The sequence below is a fragment of the Actinomadura chibensis NBRC 106107 genome (genome assembly GCF_001552135.1).
Lineage (GTDB): Bacteria > Actinomycetota > Actinomycetes > Streptosporangiales > Streptosporangiaceae > Spirillospora > Spirillospora chibensis.
On sequence record NZ_BCQP01000058.1, the window covers coordinates 1 to 19,793 of the forward strand.

At 73.2% G+C, this 19,793-nt stretch carries 14 protein-coding genes; 5 read left to right on the plus strand and 9 right to left on the minus strand.

Annotated elements, in window-relative coordinates:
- The coding region (locus ACH01S_RS44655; protein WP_169809390.1) for a hypothetical protein at positions 1 to 656 on the plus strand (656 nt) is incomplete at its 5' end.
- A gap of 139 nt (positions 657 to 795) precedes the next feature.
- Entirely contained in the window at positions 796 to 1,635 is an 840-nt protein-coding gene (locus ACH01S_RS31355) for a hypothetical protein (RefSeq protein ID WP_067899940.1), read from the plus strand.
- 10 nt (positions 1,636 to 1,645) lie between these two features.
- On the opposite strand, the gene ACH01S_RS31360 is transcribed toward ACH01S_RS31355, so the two are convergent.
- Both ACH01S_RS31360 and ACH01S_RS31365 read right to left on the minus strand, forming a co-directional pair.
- Entirely contained in the window at positions 1,646 to 4,714 is a 3,069-nt protein-coding gene (locus ACH01S_RS31360) for an ATP-binding protein (protein ID WP_246237202.1), read from the minus strand.
- Positions 4,715 to 4,757: 43 nt separating this feature from the next.
- Entirely contained in the window at positions 4,758 to 6,830 is a 2,073-nt protein-coding gene (locus tag ACH01S_RS31365; RefSeq protein WP_067899943.1) for a hypothetical protein, read from the minus strand.
- A 306-nt stretch (positions 6,831 to 7,136) separates the two neighbouring features.
- Here ACH01S_RS31365 and ACH01S_RS31370 point away from each other — a divergent pair, with 306 nt between their 5' ends.
- Positions 7,137 to 8,249 (plus strand): alpha/beta hydrolase, encoded by a 1,113-nt coding sequence (locus ACH01S_RS31370; protein ID WP_067899946.1) that lies wholly within the window; start codon positions 7,137 to 7,139, stop codon positions 8,247 to 8,249.
- Positions 8,246 to 9,481, plus strand: a complete 1,236-nt coding sequence (locus tag ACH01S_RS31375) for a sialidase family protein (RefSeq protein WP_067899949.1) — start codon at positions 8,246 to 8,248, stop codon at positions 9,479 to 9,481. Before ACH01S_RS31370 ends, ACH01S_RS31375 begins: the two co-directional genes overlap by 4 nt.
- A gap of 10 nt (positions 9,482 to 9,491) precedes the next feature.
- Here ACH01S_RS31375 and ACH01S_RS31380 read toward each other — a convergent pair whose 3' ends face one another.
- The 7 genes from ACH01S_RS31380 to glf form a co-directional block, all read right to left on the minus strand.
- Positions 9,492 to 10,991, minus strand: coding sequence for a sulfatase family protein (locus ACH01S_RS31380; RefSeq protein ID WP_169809391.1), 1,500 nt, complete (start codon positions 10,989 to 10,991; stop codon positions 9,492 to 9,494).
- 87 nt (positions 10,992 to 11,078) lie between these two features.
- Positions 11,079 to 12,281 (minus strand): acyltransferase family protein, encoded by a 1,203-nt coding sequence (locus ACH01S_RS31385; protein WP_067899956.1) that lies wholly within the window; start codon positions 12,279 to 12,281, stop codon positions 11,079 to 11,081.
- Positions 12,278 to 13,402 (minus strand): acyltransferase family protein, encoded by a 1,125-nt coding sequence (locus ACH01S_RS31390; protein ID WP_067899959.1) that lies wholly within the window; start codon positions 13,400 to 13,402, stop codon positions 12,278 to 12,280. The genes ACH01S_RS31385 and ACH01S_RS31390 overlap by 4 nt, the downstream gene beginning before the upstream one ends.
- On the minus strand, positions 13,399 to 14,178 hold the full coding sequence (locus tag ACH01S_RS31395) for an ABC transporter ATP-binding protein (RefSeq protein WP_067899961.1): 780 nt from the start codon (positions 14,176 to 14,178) through the stop codon (positions 13,399 to 13,401). The genes ACH01S_RS31390 and ACH01S_RS31395 overlap by 4 nt, the downstream gene beginning before the upstream one ends.
- Positions 14,178 to 15,059, minus strand: a complete 882-nt coding sequence (locus tag ACH01S_RS31400; protein ID WP_246237201.1) for an ABC transporter permease — start codon at positions 15,057 to 15,059, stop codon at positions 14,178 to 14,180. The genes ACH01S_RS31395 and ACH01S_RS31400 overlap by 1 nt, the downstream gene beginning before the upstream one ends.
- Positions 15,056 to 17,044, minus strand: coding sequence for a glycosyltransferase (locus ACH01S_RS31405; RefSeq protein ID WP_067899964.1), 1,989 nt, complete (start codon positions 17,042 to 17,044; stop codon positions 15,056 to 15,058). The genes ACH01S_RS31400 and ACH01S_RS31405 overlap by 4 nt, the downstream gene beginning before the upstream one ends.
- The gene (gene glf, locus ACH01S_RS31410; protein ID WP_067899967.1) at positions 17,041 to 18,219 is read right to left on the minus strand and encodes a UDP-galactopyranose mutase; all 1,179 of its coding nucleotides are present in this window, start codon (positions 18,217 to 18,219) and stop codon (positions 17,041 to 17,043) included. Before glf ends, ACH01S_RS31405 begins: the two co-directional genes overlap by 4 nt.
- Before the next feature lie 265 nt (positions 18,220 to 18,484).
- Here glf and ACH01S_RS31415 point away from each other — a divergent pair, with 265 nt between their 5' ends.
- Positions 18,485 to 19,786, plus strand: coding sequence for a hypothetical protein (locus ACH01S_RS31415; protein WP_067899969.1), 1,302 nt, complete (start codon positions 18,485 to 18,487; stop codon positions 19,784 to 19,786).
- The last annotated feature ends 7 nt before the right edge of the window (positions 19,787 to 19,793 follow it).

A 19,793-nucleotide genomic window follows, 5' to 3' on the forward strand; every position in this document is an offset into this window, starting at 1 on the left:
GCGGGTACCCGCCGGGGCAGGGCGGGCGCCCGGGCGGCGGCGGGCCGAGCAAGCCGCTGATCGCCACCGTCGCCGCGCTGGTCACGGTCGCGGCGGGGGCGGTGCTGTACGTCGCGTGGCCGTCGGGGGACGACTCGTCCGGGAAGACCGGCGCGCATCCGTCGCCGTCCAACACGCAGGTCGCGCAGAAGAACCCGATCCCGCCCGCGACGAAGGAGCAGGCCGCCGCGCTGAACGCGATCCTGAACGCCAGCGTCGACACCCGCCGGATCCTCGCCGGGGCGCTCGGCCGGGCCGGGAAGTGCAAGACGCTGCCGCAGGCGATCCAGGGCTTCCAGATCGTCGCGCAGCGGCGGCAGAACCAGCTCGTCCGGACGCGCGACCTCCAGGTCGACAAGCTCGCGAACGGCGAGCGGCTCCGCGCGTCGCTGACCGAGGCGCTGACGGCGTCCCTCCAGGTCGACCAGGTCCTGCTCCAGTGGGCGCAGCAGAACCAGCCGCGCTGCCACGGCCGGCCGAAGCCGAGCGCGGCGCAGGTCCCGGGCCGCGCGCCGATCGAGCAGCGGGCGACGGCGGCGAAGAAGAAGTTCGTCGTCCTGTGGAACCCGGTGGCGAAGAGGACCGGCCAGCCGCTGCGCAACTGGCAGCGGGTGTGACGGCCGGTCACGACCCGGTTTCGACCTTGGGCGGACGGGTTCCCGTCCGGCGGCGGGGCAGTATCTTGTCACCGTCGTGTCTCACGGGGTAGGGGGCCTCATGCGGTGTCCGGTCTGCGGAGGCGAGACGCCCGCGGCGTTGCCGAGGTGCACGCGCTGCGACGCGCCGCTGAACGGACCGCCGGGCGTCGAGTCGACGACCCGCGACGAGCCCCCGGCGCCGCCGTGGGGAGCGCCGCGGCCCGAGCCGCGGATCCCCGTGCCGTGGGAGACGCCTCCCCCGCCGGGGCAGCCGCCGTCCGACTACACGACGCCGATGCCGCCGTCGGACGAGACGATCACCCGGCTGTCCGCCGAGCCGTGGTCGGAGCCCGCGATCTGGCAGCCGCCCGCGCCGCCGAAGAAGAGCCGGGCCCCGTACTTCCTCGCGGCGGCGGGGGTCGTCCTGCTGCTCGGGCTGGCGCTCGGAATCGTGTTCTGGCCGAGCGGGTCGGGCCCGTCCGCCGGGCCGACGCGAGGCGGGGCGCCGTCGACGCTGCAGAGCCAGGGCGCCGTCCCCGAGACGGAGGAGTCGGCGAGCGGCGGCGACCTCGACGCGCAGGCCAAGGCGGTCGACGGCCTGCTGGAGGAGATGGGCTCGACCCGGTCCGACCTCGGCTCGGTCGTGGTCGCCGGGTGCGGGACGAGCGGCCTCCAGCGCGTCCTCGACGCGCGCAAGGCGCAACTGGAGAAGGCCCGCGCGCTGGAGGTGAGCGCGCTCGACAACGGCGACCAGATGAAGGACGCGCTGGTCCGCGCCCTTGAGGCGTCGTCGGAGTCGAACCAGCGCTACCTGGACGTCGCGCCCGGCTGCCCGTCCGACTCCGAGGTCGCCGACGTCAACCAGCGGGCGAGCGACGCCAAGAACGAGTTCATCGGCTACTGGGCGCCGATCGCGGAGAAGGCCGGGCTGCCCGCCCGCAGCGCCGACGACATCTAGCGGCCCCCGGTCACTCGCCGCCGGGCTGGCCGCTGGGCTGGCCGAGGACGGGCGGCCCGCCGGACGGGTCCTCGAACGGCGCGATGAAGCGCTCGACCCAGCTCAAAACCGGTTCCAGCCAGTCGGTGACGCGCATCGTCTCGGCGACGTCGTCGATCTGGGCGTCCTCCTCGACGCCGATCGCGACGACGGACAGGTCGCGGTAGAAGCCGTCCTGGCCGTCGTCGCCGTAGAGGGCGGTGAGCGCCAGCGGGCGGTTGCGCTCCAGCTCCATCGACAGCGGGTGGCGGCGCAGCGCGCGGAGCCGGTGGCCGAGCTTCGGCGCGGGCGGCTGCTTCAGCCCGGGGAGCTGGTAGTCCAGCGGCGGGGCGGCGGCGTGCTTGTCCGGGGTGCCGCCGCCGTAGGGGAAGATCCGGTCCAGCTCGTGCAGCCATCTGACCTGCGGGATGACCCAGGTCGGGCCGGGCGCGGCGCCCGCCTGCGCGCCGCCGAGCAGGCGTCCGGCGACCTCGGCGACGGCGGCGGTCAGCTCGGCGGGCGGGTACGCGGTGCGCAGCGACCGCGACCGCCTGGTCACGGCACGTTCCAGCACGGTCGCGAGCGCGCACTCGCGCAGCCGGGGCGCGAGCCGCGACCAGGCGCGGCCGAGCTCGGCCGGGACGGCGGGCAGCGGCCGGTTCACGACGTGCGCCAGCACCAGCGTGTCCGCCCACAGCCGGAGCCACGCCCAGTCGGGGTTCCCGGCGACGAGGTCGGCCTCGCGCAGCTCGTACAGGGTGCAGGCCCGGCCGGACCGGCACTCGCAGCCGCACGCGGCGGAGCGGCGGCCGTCCACCGGCGGCGGCGGTCCCGGCAGCTCCGCCTCGCGGCCCTCGCCCAGCGGGACGCGGACGCGCAGCGGGCGGTCCATGCCGTCGGCGAACACGGCCGCGACGCCGGGCCGGAGCGACACCACGGCGCGGGACTGGTCGGCGTCGAGGTTCATCGCCGCGCCGACCTGGTGGCGGTCGTCGAAGGCGGGCAGCCGGTGCACGACCTTCAGCGCCGTGTTCTTGATCACGTCGGGGACGAGCTTGGTCGGGATCTGCTCGGCGACGATGATGCCCTCGCCGTACGCGCGGATCTCGGCGAGCATCCCCGCGAACAGCTCGACGGCGTGCGAGCTGCCGCGCTCCGGGCCGCGGTTGCGGAGCAGCCGGTGCGCCTCCTCGATGACGATCACGTGGCGGAGCGCCGGGTCGTCGGTGCGGTCGCGGCGGCGTTCGCGCATGCGGAGGTGCTCGACGATGCGGATGATGAGCGTCCCCATGAGGAACGCCTTGTCCTCGTCGTTGGCGACGTCCTCGATGGCGAGGACGATGTTGTCGCGCAGCATGCCGCCGATGTCGGCGGGGTGGCCACCCTCGAAGAACCGCCCGGCGGAGCCGATGCGCAGGGAGCGGAGCCGGACGTCCACGAACCCTTGCACGTCGGCCATCAGCTCGCGCCCGTAGCCGACGTCGGAGATGACCTGAAGCGCGGCGTTCTGCAGCTGCTCCAGCGTCGGGACGGCGGGCTCGATCAGCGAGCCGGGCACGCCCGCGCCGGTCACTACGTCCCACCCGTTGTTCTCGTACACGCGCTGGAGCGCCTGCGCCATGATCTGCGGGAACGGCTCCTCGGCGTCGAACGCGGCCTGGAACAGCGCCCGCACCATGTCGATGTGCGCCTGCACCGGGTACCCCGGCTCGGGCGCGAGCGGGTTCACCGACAGCGGCACCGACTCCGGGTCGGACGGGTTCACGACCGTCACCGGCCCGCCGAGGTCCCGGATGCGCCCGGCCATCGCCGCGTACTCCGACTTCGCGGGCTCGATCGCGAGCCACGGGATGCCCGCGCGGGTGAGCTGCTCCAGCAGGTGCCGGACGGTCTGCGACTTGCCCGCGCCCGTCGCCCCGGTGACGAACACGTGCCGGTTGATCGTCGAGCGCGGCACGGTGAACCGGCCGACCTGCCGGTCCTGCCCGTCGAGGATCGCGCCCAGCTCGATCTGCGCGGGCTCGTCCGCCGGGCTCTCGGCCGCGACGGTCTCGGACGTGACGTCGAAGTACCCGGCCTCCAGGACGCGCAGCCCCGGCACCTCGCGGCGCGGCAGCCCGGCCAGCGCGGCGAGCGCCCCGGCGGTCGCGACGAACGGGAAGCGCTGCTCCGGCTCCGCCGCCGCGCGGACGGCGGCCGGTTCCGCGCCGGGCCGCAGCATCCCGCTGAACGAGCCGCTGCCGTGCCCCGACCGCAGCCGGTACGGGTGGTGGCCGAGCTCCATCGACCCGACGAGCACCGGCGCGATCTGCCCGAGCTCCGCCTGCGTCGCGGCCCCGGCGACGACCCTGACCTGCCACAGCCCGGCCTCGCGGAACGCGTCCAGCTCGGCGAGCCGCTGGTCGGCCCGCGCGACGGCGAGCCGGGCCTGCTCGTCCTCGCCGCGGCGCAGCATCCGCAGCTCGTGGTGCAGTTCGCGCATCTCGGTGTCGATGAGCCGCTCGTCGCACGGATCGGCCACGACGAACCATCCGAACGGCCGCTCCATCAGCGTGACGAGCGTCGCCTCGAACAGCCCGGGACCGGTGTCGGCGCGGCCGACCTGCGGGGCGAGGCGTCCCGGGCAGCGCGTCCACGCCATCCGCTCGGCGCGGCGGAGCCACTCGTCGCCGATCGGCACGCCGCGCGCCCCGCTCGGGAACAGCAGCCCGTCCCCCGCCCCGCCGACCGGCCCGGCGTTGGTGATCAGTTCGAGCGGGGACCCGCCGCCCGCCGACAGCCAGCCGACGACGAACGGCCTGCGCAGCCGCGCGGCGGACAGGGCGGCGGGCAGCACGCTGACGAAGTCCCACTCCGCCGACGCGTCCCGCTGCGGCGCCGGGATGGCCTGGATCCGGTACCAGGGGCCGGGCAGGGCGAACTCGTCGGGGGGCGGCACGGCGGCGGCCGGGACCGTCCCGCGCGTCATCCCGCGCATGCCCGGCGGCGGCGACCCCGGCGGCACGCCGGGGCCCCTCCCGTAGGGCGGCATTCCCGGGGGCGGCGAACCAGGCGGCGTCACCCCAGCATCCTTACGCGTCGCCCGCTCCCCCGACAACGCACGATCAGGAAGTGGACGGCGGGTCGGCCTTGTGCCGCCCGGACGGTTTCAGCGGCGGCATGATCCGTGGCGGCCGCGGACCGGCGGCGCCGCGCGGGAGGGCGTGCCGGGCGCGCGGGAGGCGCGGGGACGCGACGTCCGGCTGCTTCGGCTCGGCGGGCGCGGGCGGCTCGGCCGGCTCCGGCGGCTCCGGTGGCGCGTCGTCGGCCGCGTCGCGGGTCTCCTGGTGGCGGAGGTACTCCTCGAACTCCATCGAGTGCGCGGTCGGCAGCGTGATGATGCCGGGGTTGGCGTCGACGAGGAGGGTGCGGCGGCCCGTCGTCCCGGAGTGGGTGAAGACCATCGCGGTCGGCGGCAGCTCCTGGAGCTGCGGCGGCTCGACCAGCAGTTCGCGGAAGCGCTGCTTGCGGTCGGCGGCCGGGGCGCGCCCGGCGACGGTGCGGCCCCAGGCGGTGGCGGAGCTGATGCCCTCGACGAGGGCGGAGTCGTCGGCGGCGGGGGCGGGCAGCGGCGACCAGACCGGGTCGGTGAGGCCGTCGCCGCGCGGGCGCGCGTAGGCGACCGTGCTGGCGTAGCTCTCGCCGGCGATGTCGAACAGCGTCTCGCCCGCCGAGTCGGTGATCTCCGCGACGAGCAGCGGCTGCCCGGCGCCGATGTGCTCGGCGGCGACGCGGGCGTCCTCGGGGTTGCCGAGCCGCATGAAGCCGACGGCGGCGTGGCCGCGGCGGCCGAGCCGCTCGCGGACGTGGCCGGGAATGGAGCGGTACATCAGCACGAGCCCGGTGCCGGTGGCCTCGCAGGCGTCGATGAGCCGGTCCAGGACGTCGCCGCGCAGCTTCTCGGCGCCGCAGAGGAACAGCGTGTGGTCCCAGCGCCCGCCGGGCGGGGACTCGCGGATCCGGTGCGTCAGCGCGGTCGTCACGTACGTGCCGAGGATGCGGTTGGTGAGGACGCCCGCGCGCCGGTCCATCGACACGACGTGCAGCCTGGACGGCGGGAGCCGGACCTGCTCGGTGGCGAGCTTCTCCAGCTTGCGGAGCTGCGCCTCCAGCGCCCACGCGCGGCGGACCACGATCCGGTCGGTGGCGTCGCGGCCGAAAAGCGTCGCGATCCGCTCCAGCTGGTCGTCGGTGAGCAGGCCCTTGCGCAGGTCGTCGCGCGGGTCGCCGACCTGGGCGAGGACGCGCAGCGCGGCGGTGATGCGCGGGATCGTCGCGTCCGCGCCGAGCACCTCGATGAGACGTTCCAGGATCGAGTTGTCGAAGGACAGGTCGCGGGTGCCGCCGTCCTCCTCGCCCGCGCTGACGACCAGGGACAGCACGTCGGCGAGCGCCTCGCGGTTCAGGCCGCGGGTGACGTCCAGGCGCGGCAGGTCGGCGGGCAGCACCCAGACGAGCGGGTCGTCGCCGCGGTCGGCGGCGAGCCGCAGCAGGTCGTGCGCGACCGCGCCCTCCGACAGGTCGATGACGGTGAGCCGCGCGCCCACCGCGAGCCGCGCCGCGCCCATCGTCGTCACGGCCGCGGACCAGCCCGCGAGGGTGCCGCCGACGACGTCCACCCGGTCGACGCCGGGCGGGACGGCGACCGGGTACCACTCGCGCTGCCCCTCGTAGGCCGACCGGCGGCGCTCCCACTCGGCCCTGGCCTTGGCGTAGGCCTTCTCGGCCGCGTCGGACTCGCGCTCGCGGGCGGCGCGCTCGCGCTCCTCGGCGTCCCGCTCGATCGCGATCCGCTCCCGGACGCCGCGCTCGTCCCGCCACAGGGCGCCGCCGGTGATGGCGAGGACGACCGCGCAGGCGAGCAGCGCCACCGCCGCGAACGCCCACGGCAGGACGCCCGTGACCGCGCACACCAGGAACAGGACGACGCCGACGAGCCCGCCGCCGAACGCCGTGCGCAGCGGGCGCGCCGCCATGTGCTCGCCCGGCCGCCGCGCGGGCGCCGCCGCCGGCATCCGCTCGGGCCGCTCGGGACGCCCCGGGGGCGGCCCCGGATCGGGGTGCACCTGCGCGTAGCGCCAGCCCACGTAGACGCGGTCGGGCTGTGTGAGCCGCGCCATCGCGGACCCGCTCGCCATGTCCGTCACGTCGAGAGACCCCTGGGAGTCGCGGGAATGATGGAAACGCCTGGGGGTGGCCGGGTTGGTTGGTTTTCTACGTTCTTCTACACCGCACAGAGTAAAGAGCTTCCCGCGTCCACGCGTCTTCTTCAATGGAACAGGACTACCGATGCCCGACTCCCCGCGCTAATTCGGTCACCAAGCCAACCTGCGGGAAAGATCGGACACGCCGTGCCATACCCCTGGCCGCATCCGGCCATGGCGGCGGTGCGGACGGTAATGTCCCGTGTCGGGCGGACGACGACCGACGTGTGAGGAGCCCGTGTGTCGCTGACCGGCTGGCCGCTGGCGGGCCTGCTGATCGTCGCCGTGGCCGCCGCGCTGGCGGGCGTGGCGCTGGGCTGGGGACGGCTCGCGGGCCCCGGCGTCCGGCGCGTCGCCGCCAGGTTGGGCGTCCTGGTGCTCTGCCAGGCGCTCGTCACCGTGATGGTGCTGACGCTGGTCAACCGCCATTTCGGTTTCTACGCGACGTGGGACGAACTGGTCGGCGCGGCCGGGATTGGGACGGGCCGAATCGTCCCCCAGCAGGGGCGCGGCGGGGCCGGGGCCGGACTGGTCCACCGCGCGCCCGAGGTGTCGGTCGGCGGCGCCCCCGAGCGGGACGGGCGGCTCGACACCGTCGACATCCACGGCGCCCGGTCGGGCCTGGACGCGCACGCCTACGTCTACCTGCCGCCGCAGTACTTCGACCCCGCCGCGAAGGACCGCCGGTTCCCCGTCTCGCTGGCGTTCAGCGGGTATCCGGGGGTGCTGAGCAACCTCGTCACGCAGGTCAGGCTGCCGCAGACGGCGCGCGACGAGGGCCGGGCCGGGCGGGTGCGGCCGACGGTGTACGTCATGCTCCGCCCCTCGACGGTGCCGGGACGCGACACCGAGTGCCTCGACGTCCCCGGCGGCCCGCAGTCGGCGACGTTCTTCACGCAGGACGTGCCGGAGGCCGTCCGCTCCGCCTACCGGGTGTCCGGCGAGGCGAGCGGGTGGGGCGCGCTCGGGCTGTCGACCGGCGGCTACTGCTCGCTCAAGCTCGCCATGCGCCACTCGGACGTGTTCTCCAGGGCGGCGTCGCTGTCCGGCTACTACGGCGCGATCAAGGACATCACGACCGGCGACCTGTACGGCGGGAGCCAGGCCGTCCGGAACGAGAACGACCTGTTCTGGCGGCTCCGGCACCGGCCGCAGCCGCCGATCTCGGTGCTGCTCACGACGAGCCGGGTCGGGGAGGGGAACAGGAACGGGACGCAGCGGTTCCTGTCGCTGGTCAGGCCGCCGATGCGGGCGTCGTCCCTCGTCCTGGACAGCGGCGGCCACAACTTCGGGACGTGGCGGCGCGTCCTGCCGCAGGTGCTGCGCTGGATGAGCCAGGGCCTGACGCCGTGAGAGCGCTCGCGGCGGCACTGGCGACGGTCGTCGCAATCGCCGGGTGCGCGGCGACCGAGGCGGGCACGCGCCCGCACCGGCCCGCCCACCGCCCGGCGGCCGCCGCCTTCGCCCCCTTCCCCGAGCACCTCGTGGACGACCGGCAGGCGATGTACCCGCGGCTCGTCCGGCTGCGCGACGGCCGGATCGTGCTCGGCGTCGCGACGGGCGCGGGCGGCGGCCTCACCGACACCGCGCGGTTCTACGAGAGCGCGGACGGGGGCCGCACGTTCCGGACGCTGTCGGAGATCCACGACCCGGCCGCCGCCGGAGGGCGCGGCGCCTGCTGCGGCAGCCTGCTCGAACTGCCGCGCGCGGTCGGCGCGCAGCCCGCCGGGACGCTCCTGTGGGCGGGCACGGCCGGGATGAAGAACGACGCCCCCGAACGCCTGCCCGAGTTGCGCGTGTGGCGCAGCGGGGACGGCGGGCGCACCTGGTCCTACCTGTCGAGCTGCGCCACCGCCGACGCCGGGACGCCGTGGGACCGGGGCCTCTGGGAGCCGGAGCTGTCCCTCGACGCGCGGGGACGGCTCGTCTGCTACTACTCCGACGAGACGCGTCCCGGACACGACCAGGTCATCATGGAGGCGCTGTCCCTGGACGGCGGCGCGACGTGGGGTTCGCGGACGCCGGTCGTCGCCCTGCGCGGGCGCGGCGACCGGCCGGGCATGCCCGTCGTCCGGCGCCTCCCGGACGGTTCCTATTTCATGGCCTACGAGATATGCGGGCCTTATGCGAAGTGCGGGGTCCGCTACCGGCGCTCGCCGGACGGCTGGGCCTGGGGCGACCCGGCCGCGCCCGGCGCCGCCGCGCGCACCTCGGACGGGCGCGGCCTCTACCACGCGCCCACGGTCGCCCGGGTCCCCGGCGGCGGCCCGGCCGGGACGGTCCTGCTCATCGGCGGCATCGTCCGGGACGCGCGCGGGCGGCTGGCGCGGGACGCGAGCGGCTCCACCGTCTTCGCCGCGAACGCAGGCGGAGCGGGCCTCGACTGGCGTGTGGAACCGGCGCCCGTCCGTGTCTCGTTCCCGGCCGAGCCGGAGCAGTCCGACGTCGTCTGCGCCAACTACAGCTCGGCGCTGCTCCCCGCGGAGGACGGGAAAGGGCTGCTGGAGGTCGCCACCAAGCGCGGCAAGGACGGCATCTGCCGCGCCTACGCGGGCGCCTCCCTCCGCCCGCAGCCAGGGCGGTGATCCGTCCGGGTCACAGGTCGCGGCATTCGGCGCCCGCGCAATGGCGGTACGAGGCGACCAGCGATTTGAGTTCGGCCTTGCGCGGCTCGGGCGCCTGCGTCCACAGATTGCCCAGCTCCCACGGATCGCGGGCGAGGTCGTAATACTCGCGGTCGCCGTTGTCGTACTCGACGTACAGCTCGTTGGCCGTGCGGACGGCGTAATAGGTCGGCGGGTTCCCGCCGTACCGTTTCGGCAGGTCCGGGTCGTCGTGCCGGTAATTGGGGCCGAGGTGCTCGATGAACGCGCTCGTCCGCCAACTGGGCACGGGCCGCCCGCGCAGCAGCGGGACGAGGGAACGGCCGTCCGCCGACTCGGCGGGCCGCAGCCCCGCCATTTCCTCGATGGTCGGGCAGATGTCGGTGTTCTGCGCGAACCGCCGCTCGGTCTTCCCGGCCGGGACGCCGGGGCCCGCCACGATCAGCGGCACCCGGATATCGGTGTCGTAGGCGGTCAGCTTCCCCTCGACGAGCCGGTGCTGCCCGAGGTGGTAGCCGTTGTCGGAATTGAAGACGAAATAGGTGTCGTCGGCGAGGCCCTTGGCCTCCACCGCCGCCTCCAGCGCGCCGATCATCCGGTCCACCGACTGGACGGCCCGCACCCGCTGCCGGAACGCCTGGTCGACGGCGCCGACCTGCCGGGCCCGCAGCCGCGGGTATTTCCGCAGCCAGCCGGGCTTGTCGCCGATGTCGGGCTCGTTGAACCCCGGCGTGCGGGGCGCCCTGACGTTGCCGAACTTGCGGGCGTCCTCGGGCGCGGGCGTCGCGGGCGCGTGCGGGGAGAACGTCGACATCTCCAGCAGGAACGGCTGCCGGACGTCCGCCGCCCGGTTGATGAAGTCGACGCCTTTGCCGCTCAGCACGGTGTTCAGGTAATCCCGCGGGGAGCGTCCGTAGTGGGTGAGCGTCCCGTTGCCGTTCAGCCAGTAGTTGTAGTTCGCGTATCCGAGACCGGTGACCTGCCATTCCGTCCAGCCGGGCGGAACGTAGGTCCGGGACGACCCCTGCCGCTTCGTCGTCTCGTAGCCGTTCAGGTATTTGCCCATGAGGGCGGTGCGATATCCGGCCTTCCGCAACGCGACGGCGAAGGTGTCCTGCTCGTTGCCGCGGTCGCGGAACACCGGGAAACCGCCCGTGGGCGGGTCGTTGCTGCGGACCCCGGTGTTGTGCGGGTATTTCCCGGTCAGGATCGTCGCCCGGGACGGGCAGCACAGCGTGTCCGCGACGAAGTAGTTCGAGAACGTCAGCCCGCGCCGCTGCAGCCGCTTGACGTTCGGCATGTAGTCGACCAGGTCCCACGAAAGGTCGTCGGTCAGGATGTAGACGATGTTCGGCCGCCCCTTTTCGGGCGGGCGCGTCGCCTCGACCCTTCCGTCCTTGCGGTCGCCGGATTCCTGGGAGCGCATGCATCCGGCCAGGGCCAGGGCGGCGGCCAGCAGCGCCGCCACCGGCACGACCCATCGTCGCGGCATCGCGGCGAGCATCACACACCCTTCGGACCGGCGGGGGGACCGACCGGGGCGGCGGGGCCGCGCCGGGACGGGATCGACATGATCAGGCTAGGGCACCGAGGCGGGCGGGACCGCCGGAGCGTCAAGCCGCGCGCGCTCCCCCTCGTCCGGCGGACCGTCCGGCTCCGGGCGGGCCGGCGGCCCGGCGGGACGCGCGCCGCCGCCGCGGATCTGCGCCATCGCCGCCGCGAGCCGCGGCCGCATCAGCGCCTGCACCGGACGCTCCACCAGCCAGTGCACGGCCGCCGCCGAGGCGACCGCCGCCGCGACGATGACGGGCAGGATCGTCCACCGGTCGAGGAACGGGTGCGGGAAGAACACCTTCACGATCGCCCGCGCCACCGTCTCGTGCAGCAGGTAGAGCGGGTACGCGAGCCCGCCGAGGACGGTGAACAGGCGCCACCGCAGCCACGACAGCCGTCCGAACGCCGCCAGCGCCATGACCGCGTAGAACACCGTGACCACGACCGGAATGACGATTTCGTGGACGCCCTTCCACGCGTTCAGCGGGCTGACGCCCTCGACGAGGTAGTGCACCGACAGCGCCCACGACGCGGCGACGACCAGCCAGAGCGCGATGTTGGACCCGAACCGGTGCAGCAGGAAGAAGGCCATCCCCGCGATGAAGAAGGGCGCCGTCTCGGGCAGCACGACGTCCTGCAGCATCCGGCTGCCGCCCTCCTTGGCGAACGCCCCGATGATCAGCCAGGAGACCATGAACGTCACGCACCGCGCGTACGTGATGCCGACGCGGGCGAAGAGCGCGATGAGCACGTAGAAGTGCAGCTCCACCCAGAGCGCCCAGTAGACGACTTCGAGCGGGGCGACGTGCATGCCGTCCTGCAGCATGGTGAGGTTCGGCAGGACGCGCCGGACCGGGTCGGCGCCGTCCCCGTACGGCACCGCCGCCCCGCAGGCCAGGTAGAGCGTCAGGCTGAGCAGGACGCTGACCCAGTACGCCGGGTACAGCCGGACGACGCGCGCGACGGCGAAGTCGCCCGCGTTCCGCCCCCAGGCGGACATCAGGATGACGAAGCCGCTGATCATGAACACGAGCTGCACGCCGAGGTAGCCGAAGTGGGCGACGTCGGCCAGCTCGGGATAGATCTTCTGCGCGTCCCGCCCGGCCCAGACGGTGCTGCGCACGCCCGCGAAGTGGTGCAGGACGACGAAGCCGACGGCGGCGAAGCGCAGCAGGTCCAGCTCGCGCAGCCGGGTCGGCGGGCCGGCGGCGGCGGGGGGACGGGTCATCGGGAGGCCTCCGCGGGACTGCGGGACGGGGTCTGGCGGCGGACGGTCGGGAGCCCCTCCCGGCGCAGCCGGGCGAGGGCGGCCTTCAGCCTGCCGCGCGCCCAGCGCTGGGCGGGCGCCTCCACGAACCGCTGGACCAGGTACGCCGACGCGAGGGCGGCGGCGCAGGACACTCCGAGGAGCGTCCACCGGCCGAGGTGGGCGCCGAGCAGATCGTCCAGGACGCGTCCGACGGTCTCGTGCACGAGGTACAGCGGGTACGTCAGCGCGCCGAGGACGGTGAAGCCGCGCCACCGCACGATATCGAACATGCCGACGGACACCATCGCCATGACGAGGAACGCGAACGTGACGCCGCCGGTGACGACCGCGTCCCACACCTTCGGCCACATGAGCTCCGGGCTGACGGACGCGATCCGGTACGGGACGGCGAGCGCCCAGCACCCGAACACGACCAGCCACAACAGCAGGTTCGGCCCGAACCGGTGGATCAGGTAGAACGCCATGCCCGCGACGAAGTACGGGGCCCAGGGCGGCATCAGGATCGCGGCCAGCGGCAGGAAGTCGGCCTCCATCGAGAAGGTGCCTAGAACGATCCAGAGGACCATGAACGCGAGGCACCGCTCATAGGTGATGCCGCGCCACACGAGCAAGGAGATCAGGACGTAGAAGTGGAGCTCGACCCAGAGCGTCCAGTAGACGACCTCCATGTGGTTCACTCCGATGCCCATCTGGAACATCGTCATGTTCGGCAGGTACACGGCGAGGGGGTTGTGGCCCGACCAGGGCGACTGCCCGATGGCGAGGAACGCGACGAGGGCGAGCGTCACGCCGAACCAGTAGCCGGGGAAGATGCGGGCGACCCGGGACACGGCGAAGTCGCCGACGCCGCGTCCCCACGCGCTCATCAGGATCACGAACCCGCTGATGAGGAAGAACAGGTCGACGCCGAGGTTCCCGAAGTGCGCGATCTGCGCGATCCCCGGCATGTTGTGGTGGTTCTGGACGCCCCATCCGCTGAGCCGCCCCACATAGTGGTGGATCATCACGAGCATCGCCGCGACGAACCGCAGCAGGTCGATCTCCCGGAGCCGGGCGGGCGGCGGACTGAGCGCGGTCATCGGCCCGCCTCGGACGCCTCCGCCCGCCGCAGGCTCGCCCGGCGGCGCTCCTCCCGCTTCTTCAGCAGCAGGTCGGCGGCGGTGTCGATGTCGCCGTCGAAGACCACGCGGCCGTCCTCCAGGAAGACGCCGCGGGTGCAGAGCTGGCGCAGCAGCGTGACGTCGTGCGCGACGATCACCATCGTGCGGCCGCTGTCCCGGTACTCGTGGAGCCGGTCGATGCACTTGCGGCGGAAGAGCGGGTCGCCGACCGCGAGCACCTCGTCGATGAGGAACACGTCCGGGTCGGTGTGGACGGCGATGGAGAAGGCCAGCCGCATGAACATGCCGGACGAGTAGAACCGCACCGGCTGGTCGAGGAACTGACCGATGTCGGCGAACGCGACGATCGAGTCGAACTTGCTCAGCGTCTCGGCACGGTCCATGCCGAGGATGGCGCCGTTCAGGAAGACGTTCTCGCGTCCCGTGAGGTCGGGGTGCAGGCCGGCGCCGACCTCGATCAGCCCGGCGACCCGGCCGCGGACGCGCACCGAGCCCTCGTCCGGCGGCATCACGCCCGAGATGATCTTCAGGAGGGTGCTCTTGCCGGAGCCGTTCACCCCGACCAGCCCGAGGGCCTCGCCGACGCCGACCGTCAGCGTGACGCCGTCCAGCGCGGTGAACCGGTCGCGCAGCCTCTCCCGGCGCAGCGCCCGCACGGTCATGTTCTTGATCGAGCGCGCGTGCCGCAGCGTGAACCGCTTGGACACGCCGTCGACGACCAGGGCCCGGGGCATCACAGCTCCTCCGCGAAGCGGCGCTGCAACCGGGCGAACACGAACTGCCCCACCGCGAGCAGCACGACGGCGATCGCCAGCAGGACGAGGGCGTCCCGGGTGAGCCCGGCGGGGAACTCATGCGTCCGGTCGGTCGTCGGCCACCAGAACGCCCGCTCGAACAGCAGCACCCCGACCGCCATCGGGTTCGAGAGGTAGAGGTCGAGGCCCCAGCCGGGCGCGGTGTCGCGGACCATCGTCCACGGGTAGATCATCGGCACGGACCAGGTGACGAACAGGGTCGCGATGTCCACCACCTTGTCGGTGTCGCGGTAGAAGACGTGCAGCGCTGAGCAGATCAGCCCGAGCCCGATGCCGAGCACGGCGACGAGCGCGAAGCCGAGCAGCGCCGACCCGACCGCGAGCGCGGACGGCGTCCACCCCCACGCGATCGCGACGCCGAGCGCGATCGCCACCCCCGGCACCAGGTGCACGCACGACACCAGCAGCGACGCGACCGGGAACAGCTCGCGCGGCAGGTACACCTTCCGGATGAGCGGCGCGTTGCCGAGCACCGAGTGCGTGGTGTTGATCAGCGTCTCGTTGAAGAACGAGACCAGCACGAGCCCGGAGAACATGAAGATCGGGAAGTGCTGGACGTTCTTGCTCATCCCGAGGAACACGCCCGCCACGAAGTAGAAGACGGAGAAGTGCGCGGCCGGGCGGACGTAGGACCAGCCGAGGCCGAGCAGCGACCCCTGGTAGCGGGCGCGCAGCTCGCGCCGCACGATCAGGCGCAGCAGGTAGCGGCGGCGCAGGACGTCGGCGAGCCCGCCGCCCCGGCCCGGCTCGACCAGCTCGGGATCGTCCGGCGCGACGGCGGACTCCGGGGCCGTCGTCACCGGCGCCGCGCCCGGTCGAAGGTCTCGCGCCATTCCTCCGGCGAGGTGAGGCCGGGCAGGGCCTCCCGGTAGCGGCGGCTCAGCGGCGCCCAGTCCTTGCCGAGCCGGGCGTGCAGCGCCGACGCGCGCCGGATCAGCGACCAGAACCGCTGCGGGTCGCGCTGGTACCAGGACACCTTCGTCCCGTCGGCGGACGACACGAGCGCGCTGTTGAACTTCGTCAGCAGCCACCAGGTCTGGTCGACGTGCGGGACGAGCGCCTCCGGGTGCGTCTTCGGGAACGGCCCGACCGGCTTCACCTGCCGGGCCGCGCCGAGCAGCGCCGTCTGGAACATGGCCCGCCGGTTCTTCGGCGCGACGACGTCGCGGCCCTTGCGCGGCGGCTTGCGGCGCCGGACGGCGGGGAACTCGTCCAGGTCGGACTTGGCCTGCGCGTCCACGAACCCGGCGCGCAGCTCCCGCAGCTCGCCCATCTTCGTGACGATCGAGGGGTGCAGGTCCTCCGGGCCCTTGAGCGCGTCCTCGATCGCCAGCAGCATCAGCTCGGCCGTGGAGTACTGCATGGCGAGCGCGTGCTTGATGGTGATGAAGAGGCTCTCCTTGAGCATGTTGCCGCCGCGCTCGTACGGCGAGTACATGAGCGCGGTGACGATCCTGTTCCGCTCGGTGAAGTACGCCTGCCAGTCGGTCATGACGTCCTTGGAGTGCCACGGGACGTGCCACACCGCCGCGCCCGGCAGCGAGACGGTCGGGAACCCGGCGGCCTTGGCGCGGAGCCCGTACTCGATGTCGTCCCACTTGATGAAGAACGGCAGCGAGAGCCCGATCTTGCGGATGACCTCCACCGGGATGAGGCACATCCACCACGCGTTGTACTCGACGTCCGCGCGGCGGTGCAGCCACGGGGTGTCGCGGAGCGGGTGGGCGGCGAGGTCGTGCGACAGCTCGGTGTGCGCGGCGGGCACCATCCACCAGCGGTAGCGGGCGATGCTCTCGCCGAACACGTGCAGCACCGACCGGTTGTAGAGGTCGAGCATGTGCCCGCCGACGAGCATCGGGCCGCGCGCGAGGTCGGCGAACGTCACCGAGCGGAGGATGCCCTCGGGTTCGAGGATGACGTCGTCGTCCAGGAGCAGCGCGTACGTGCTGCGCCCCGACTCGACGGTCTCGTGCATGACGCGGGAGAAGCCGCCGGACCCGCCGAGGTTGGCCTGGTCGATGACGCGGAGCCGGCCGCCGAGCGCGTCGGCGGCGGCGGCGAAGTCGGGGTGGTCCTCGACGCGGTCGGTGCCCTGGTCGACGACGAGGATCTCGTCCACGGCGTCGAGCACGTCGCCGGACGCGGCGAGCGCCGTCAACTGCTCGACGCAGAACCTCGGGCGGTTGAAGGTGGTGATGCCGATCGTGGCGGTGCCGGGCGTCGTCCGGTCGGTGGACGCGCACCAGTCCGCGCTGTCGAGCACGGCGGTGCGGCCGTCGGCGACGATGTCGAACCAGTACCAGCCGCCGTCGATGAACGGCGCGAGCGGCAGGTCCACGACCCGCTCGACCGACGAGTCGGAGTCGACGTGCAGGGACTTGACGCGCTCCTGGTGGCCCTTGCCCGTCGAGCGGTAGATGAGGATCGTCGCCTCGCCGCGCACCTGGACCCGCAGCCGGACGTCCTCGACCGTGCTCCACCTGCGCCAGTACCCGGCGGGGAACGCGTTGAAGTAGCTGCAGAACGACACCCGCGTCCCGGACGGGACGACGATGCTGCGCCGTCCGACGATCTCGGCGCTGTCGTCCTTGGACGAGGGGCGGTAGGCCGCCGCCGCTCCGCCGTCGTCGTCCTGCTCGGCGCGGACCCGCTCGGCGGCGCTCCGCAGGTCGGCGGTGCGGCGTCCGAAGACCGCGTTCCCGTCCACGTACAGCTTCAGGACGTCGAAGTCGCGCTCCCCGGGCATGACCACCCGGTGCAGGACGCGCAGGTTCTCGTCGGTCATCGGTCAACTCCTCCGTCGGTCAGCCGCTCGCCCTGGGTGAAGTGGGGGCGCAGCCGGTTGTCGACCATGCCGAGCGCGCTGGCGATCGCCATGTGCATGTCGAGGTACTGGTAGGTGCCGAGGCGCCCGCCGAACAGGACGCCCTCCTCCCGCCGGGCCAGCTCGCGGTAGCGCAGCAGGCGGGCGCGGTCGGCGGCGGTGTTGACGGGGTAGTACGGCTCGTCGCCGCGCTCGGCGGACCGGGAGAACTCCCGCATGATCACGGTCCGGTCGTCCGGGTAGTAGCGCCGTTCCGGGTGGAAGTGCCGGAACTCGTGGATGCGCGTGTACGGGACGTCCTCGTCGGCGTAGTTCATCACGGCGGTGCCCTGGAAGTCGCCCGTCTCCTTGACCTCCATCTCGAAGTCGAGCGTCCGCCAGCCGAGGTCGCCCTCCGCGTAGCCGAAGTAGCGGTCGAGCGGGCCGGTGTAGACGACGGGGACGCGCCCGGCGAGGTCGTCGCGCAGGTCGAAGAAGTCGGCGCCGAGCCGCACCTCGATGTTCGGATGGTCGGCCATCCGCTCCAGCCACGCCGTGTACCCGTCGACCGGGAGGCCCTCGTGGGCGTCGCCGAAGTACCGGTTGTCGAACGTGTACCGGACCGGGAGCCGCGTGATGACCTCCGCCGGAAGGTCGAGCGGGTCGGTCTGCCACTGCTTCGCCGTGTACCCGCGGATGAACGCCTCGTAGAGCGGGCGCCCGATGAGCGAGACCGCCTTCTCTTCGAGGTTGCGCGGCTCGCGTCCGGGCGCGATCTCGGCGGCCTGCTCGGCGATCAGGGCGCGGGCCTCGTCCGGGGTGAACGCCCGGCCGAAGTACGCGCAGATCGTGCCGAGGTTGATGGGCAGCGGGTACACGCGGTCCTTGAACGTCGTGTACACGCGGTGCTGGTAGCCGGTGAAGCGGGTGAACCTGTTCGCGTACTCCCACACGCGCTCGTTGGACGTGTGGAACAGGTGCGCCCCGTACCGGTGGACCTCGATGCCCGTCTCGGGCTCGTCCTCGCTGTAGGCGTTGCCGCCGATGTGGTCGCGGCGTTCCAGGACGAGCACCCGGAGGCCCAGTCCGGCCGCGCAGCGCTCGGCCACGGTGAGCCCGAAGAAGCCGGAGCCCACCACTACAAGATCAACGTTCACGGCCCATCTTTCCTGCGACGCCCCCGCCGCGTCGGAGCGCGATCCGTCCCCGCGTCCTGGCCCGCGGCCCGCAGGCGTCGGGAGGGAGCGACGTCGAGGATCGGCACTGAGAACTGACACGAGTTGATCGACGATGCCGCCCGCTAAGATACCGACACCCTCATCCCGGTTGTGCTGAATGACCCCGGTTGGCCGGTTGTACCCTGCCTTGTGATCCGGACCGGCGCCCCGCGCGTCGCACCCGTCCAGCCAGAGGAGTCCACTGGTGGCAGCGGTCTCCGGCGACTCCCCGCCGGTCGTCTACCTCCATATCGGCGCCCCGAAAAGCGGCACGACATTTCTCCAAGGTCTGCTCTGGAAGAACGCCGACGCCCTTTCCGAGGCGGGGGTGCTTCTGCCGGGCGGCTCGTTCGACGCGCACGTCCGCGCGGCGCGCGACCTCCGCGGGATGAAGCCCGAGCCCGACGATCCCGGCCCCGGCTGGGACGGCGCCTGGGACGAGCTCGCCGACGCGGTCAAGGCGTCGTCCGGACACCGCGCCGCCGTCATCTCCAACGAGGTCATCTGCGCGGTGGACGAGGAGGTCGCCGGACGGGTCGTCCGGTCGCTCGCGCCCTGCGAGGTCCACGTCGTCTACTCCGCGCGCGACCTGACGGGGCTGCTGCCGTCCGAATGGCAGGAGTACGTCAAGCACCGGTTCCACTACGGCTTCGACCACTGGCTGGACGAGGTGGTCGACGGCCCGCGCGGCACCGGCGCGGCCTGGTGGTTCTGGCGGGTCCACGACGTGGCCGACGTGCTCGGACGGTGGGCGCGGCACGTCCCGCCGGAACGGGTGCACGTGCTGACCGTCCCCGGCCCGGACGCGCCCCGCGAGCTGCTCTGGGAGCGGTTCGCCGGGCTGGTGGGCTTCGACCCGTCCGTGGCCGACCCGTCCGAGGCCCGCGCGAACGCGTCGCTGAGCTGGACGGAGACCGAGCTGCTCCGGCGGGTGAACGCGGCCGTCGACGACGACGTCCCGATGTGGCTGTACCACCGCCTCGTCACCGACGTCCTGGCGCTGACCGTCCTCCCCGGGCGGGGCGGGCCGGGACGGGTGCCGCTGCCCGCCGAGCGCCGCGCGTGGGCGGAGGCGAAGGCGCACGAGCGCGTGGACGCGGTCCGCGCCGGAGGCTACGACGTGGTCGGCGACCTGGAGGAGCTGCGGCCGCGCGGGCCCGCGCGGGCGCCGGAGTCCGGCGCGCCCGGCGACGCCGACCTCCTCGACGCCGCCGCGCACACGATCCTCGGCCTCCTCGACCGGGTCTCCGTGCTCACCGAAGAGCTCACCGAACTTCAGCGCGAACGGCGCGAGCAGCACGAGACGGCGCTGCCCAAGCTGATGGCGCGGCACCTCAGCGAGCGCAACGGGGCCGTGTGGAGGATGCGGGTCGGCTACTGGCATCTCGTCGAGAGGATCAAGGGGATCGAGCCGCCGCCGCCCGCGCCCGAGCCCGACTCCGAGTCCGAGGACGACGGGGCGGACGCGCCGGGGACCGTCCTGTCGAGCAGGGCCGCGCGGCGATGAGGCCGAC

What these genes read in the sequence shown, in the direction of transcription:
- ACH01S_RS31365 (WP_067899943.1), bottom strand. Translation starts at nt 6,830, where the DNA reads ATGGCGAGCGGGTCCGCGATGGCGCGGCTCACACAGCCCGACCGCGTC.
- ACH01S_RS31380 (WP_169809391.1), bottom strand. Translation starts at nt 10,991, where the DNA reads ATGCCGCGACGATGGGTCGTGCCGGTGGCGGCGCTGCTGGCCGCCGCC.
- ACH01S_RS31385 (WP_067899956.1), bottom strand. Translation starts at nt 12,281, where the DNA reads ATGACCCGTCCCCCCGCCGCCGCCGGCCCGCCGACCCGGCTGCGCGAG.
- ACH01S_RS31390 (WP_067899959.1), bottom strand. Translation starts at nt 13,402, where the DNA reads ATGACCGCGCTCAGTCCGCCGCCCGCCCGGCTCCGGGAGATCGACCTG.
- ACH01S_RS31395 (WP_067899961.1), bottom strand. Translation starts at nt 14,178, where the DNA reads ATGCCCCGGGCCCTGGTCGTCGACGGCGTGTCCAAGCGGTTCACGCTG.
- ACH01S_RS31405 (WP_067899964.1), bottom strand. Translation starts at nt 17,044, where the DNA reads ATGACCGACGAGAACCTGCGCGTCCTGCACCGGGTGGTCATGCCCGGG.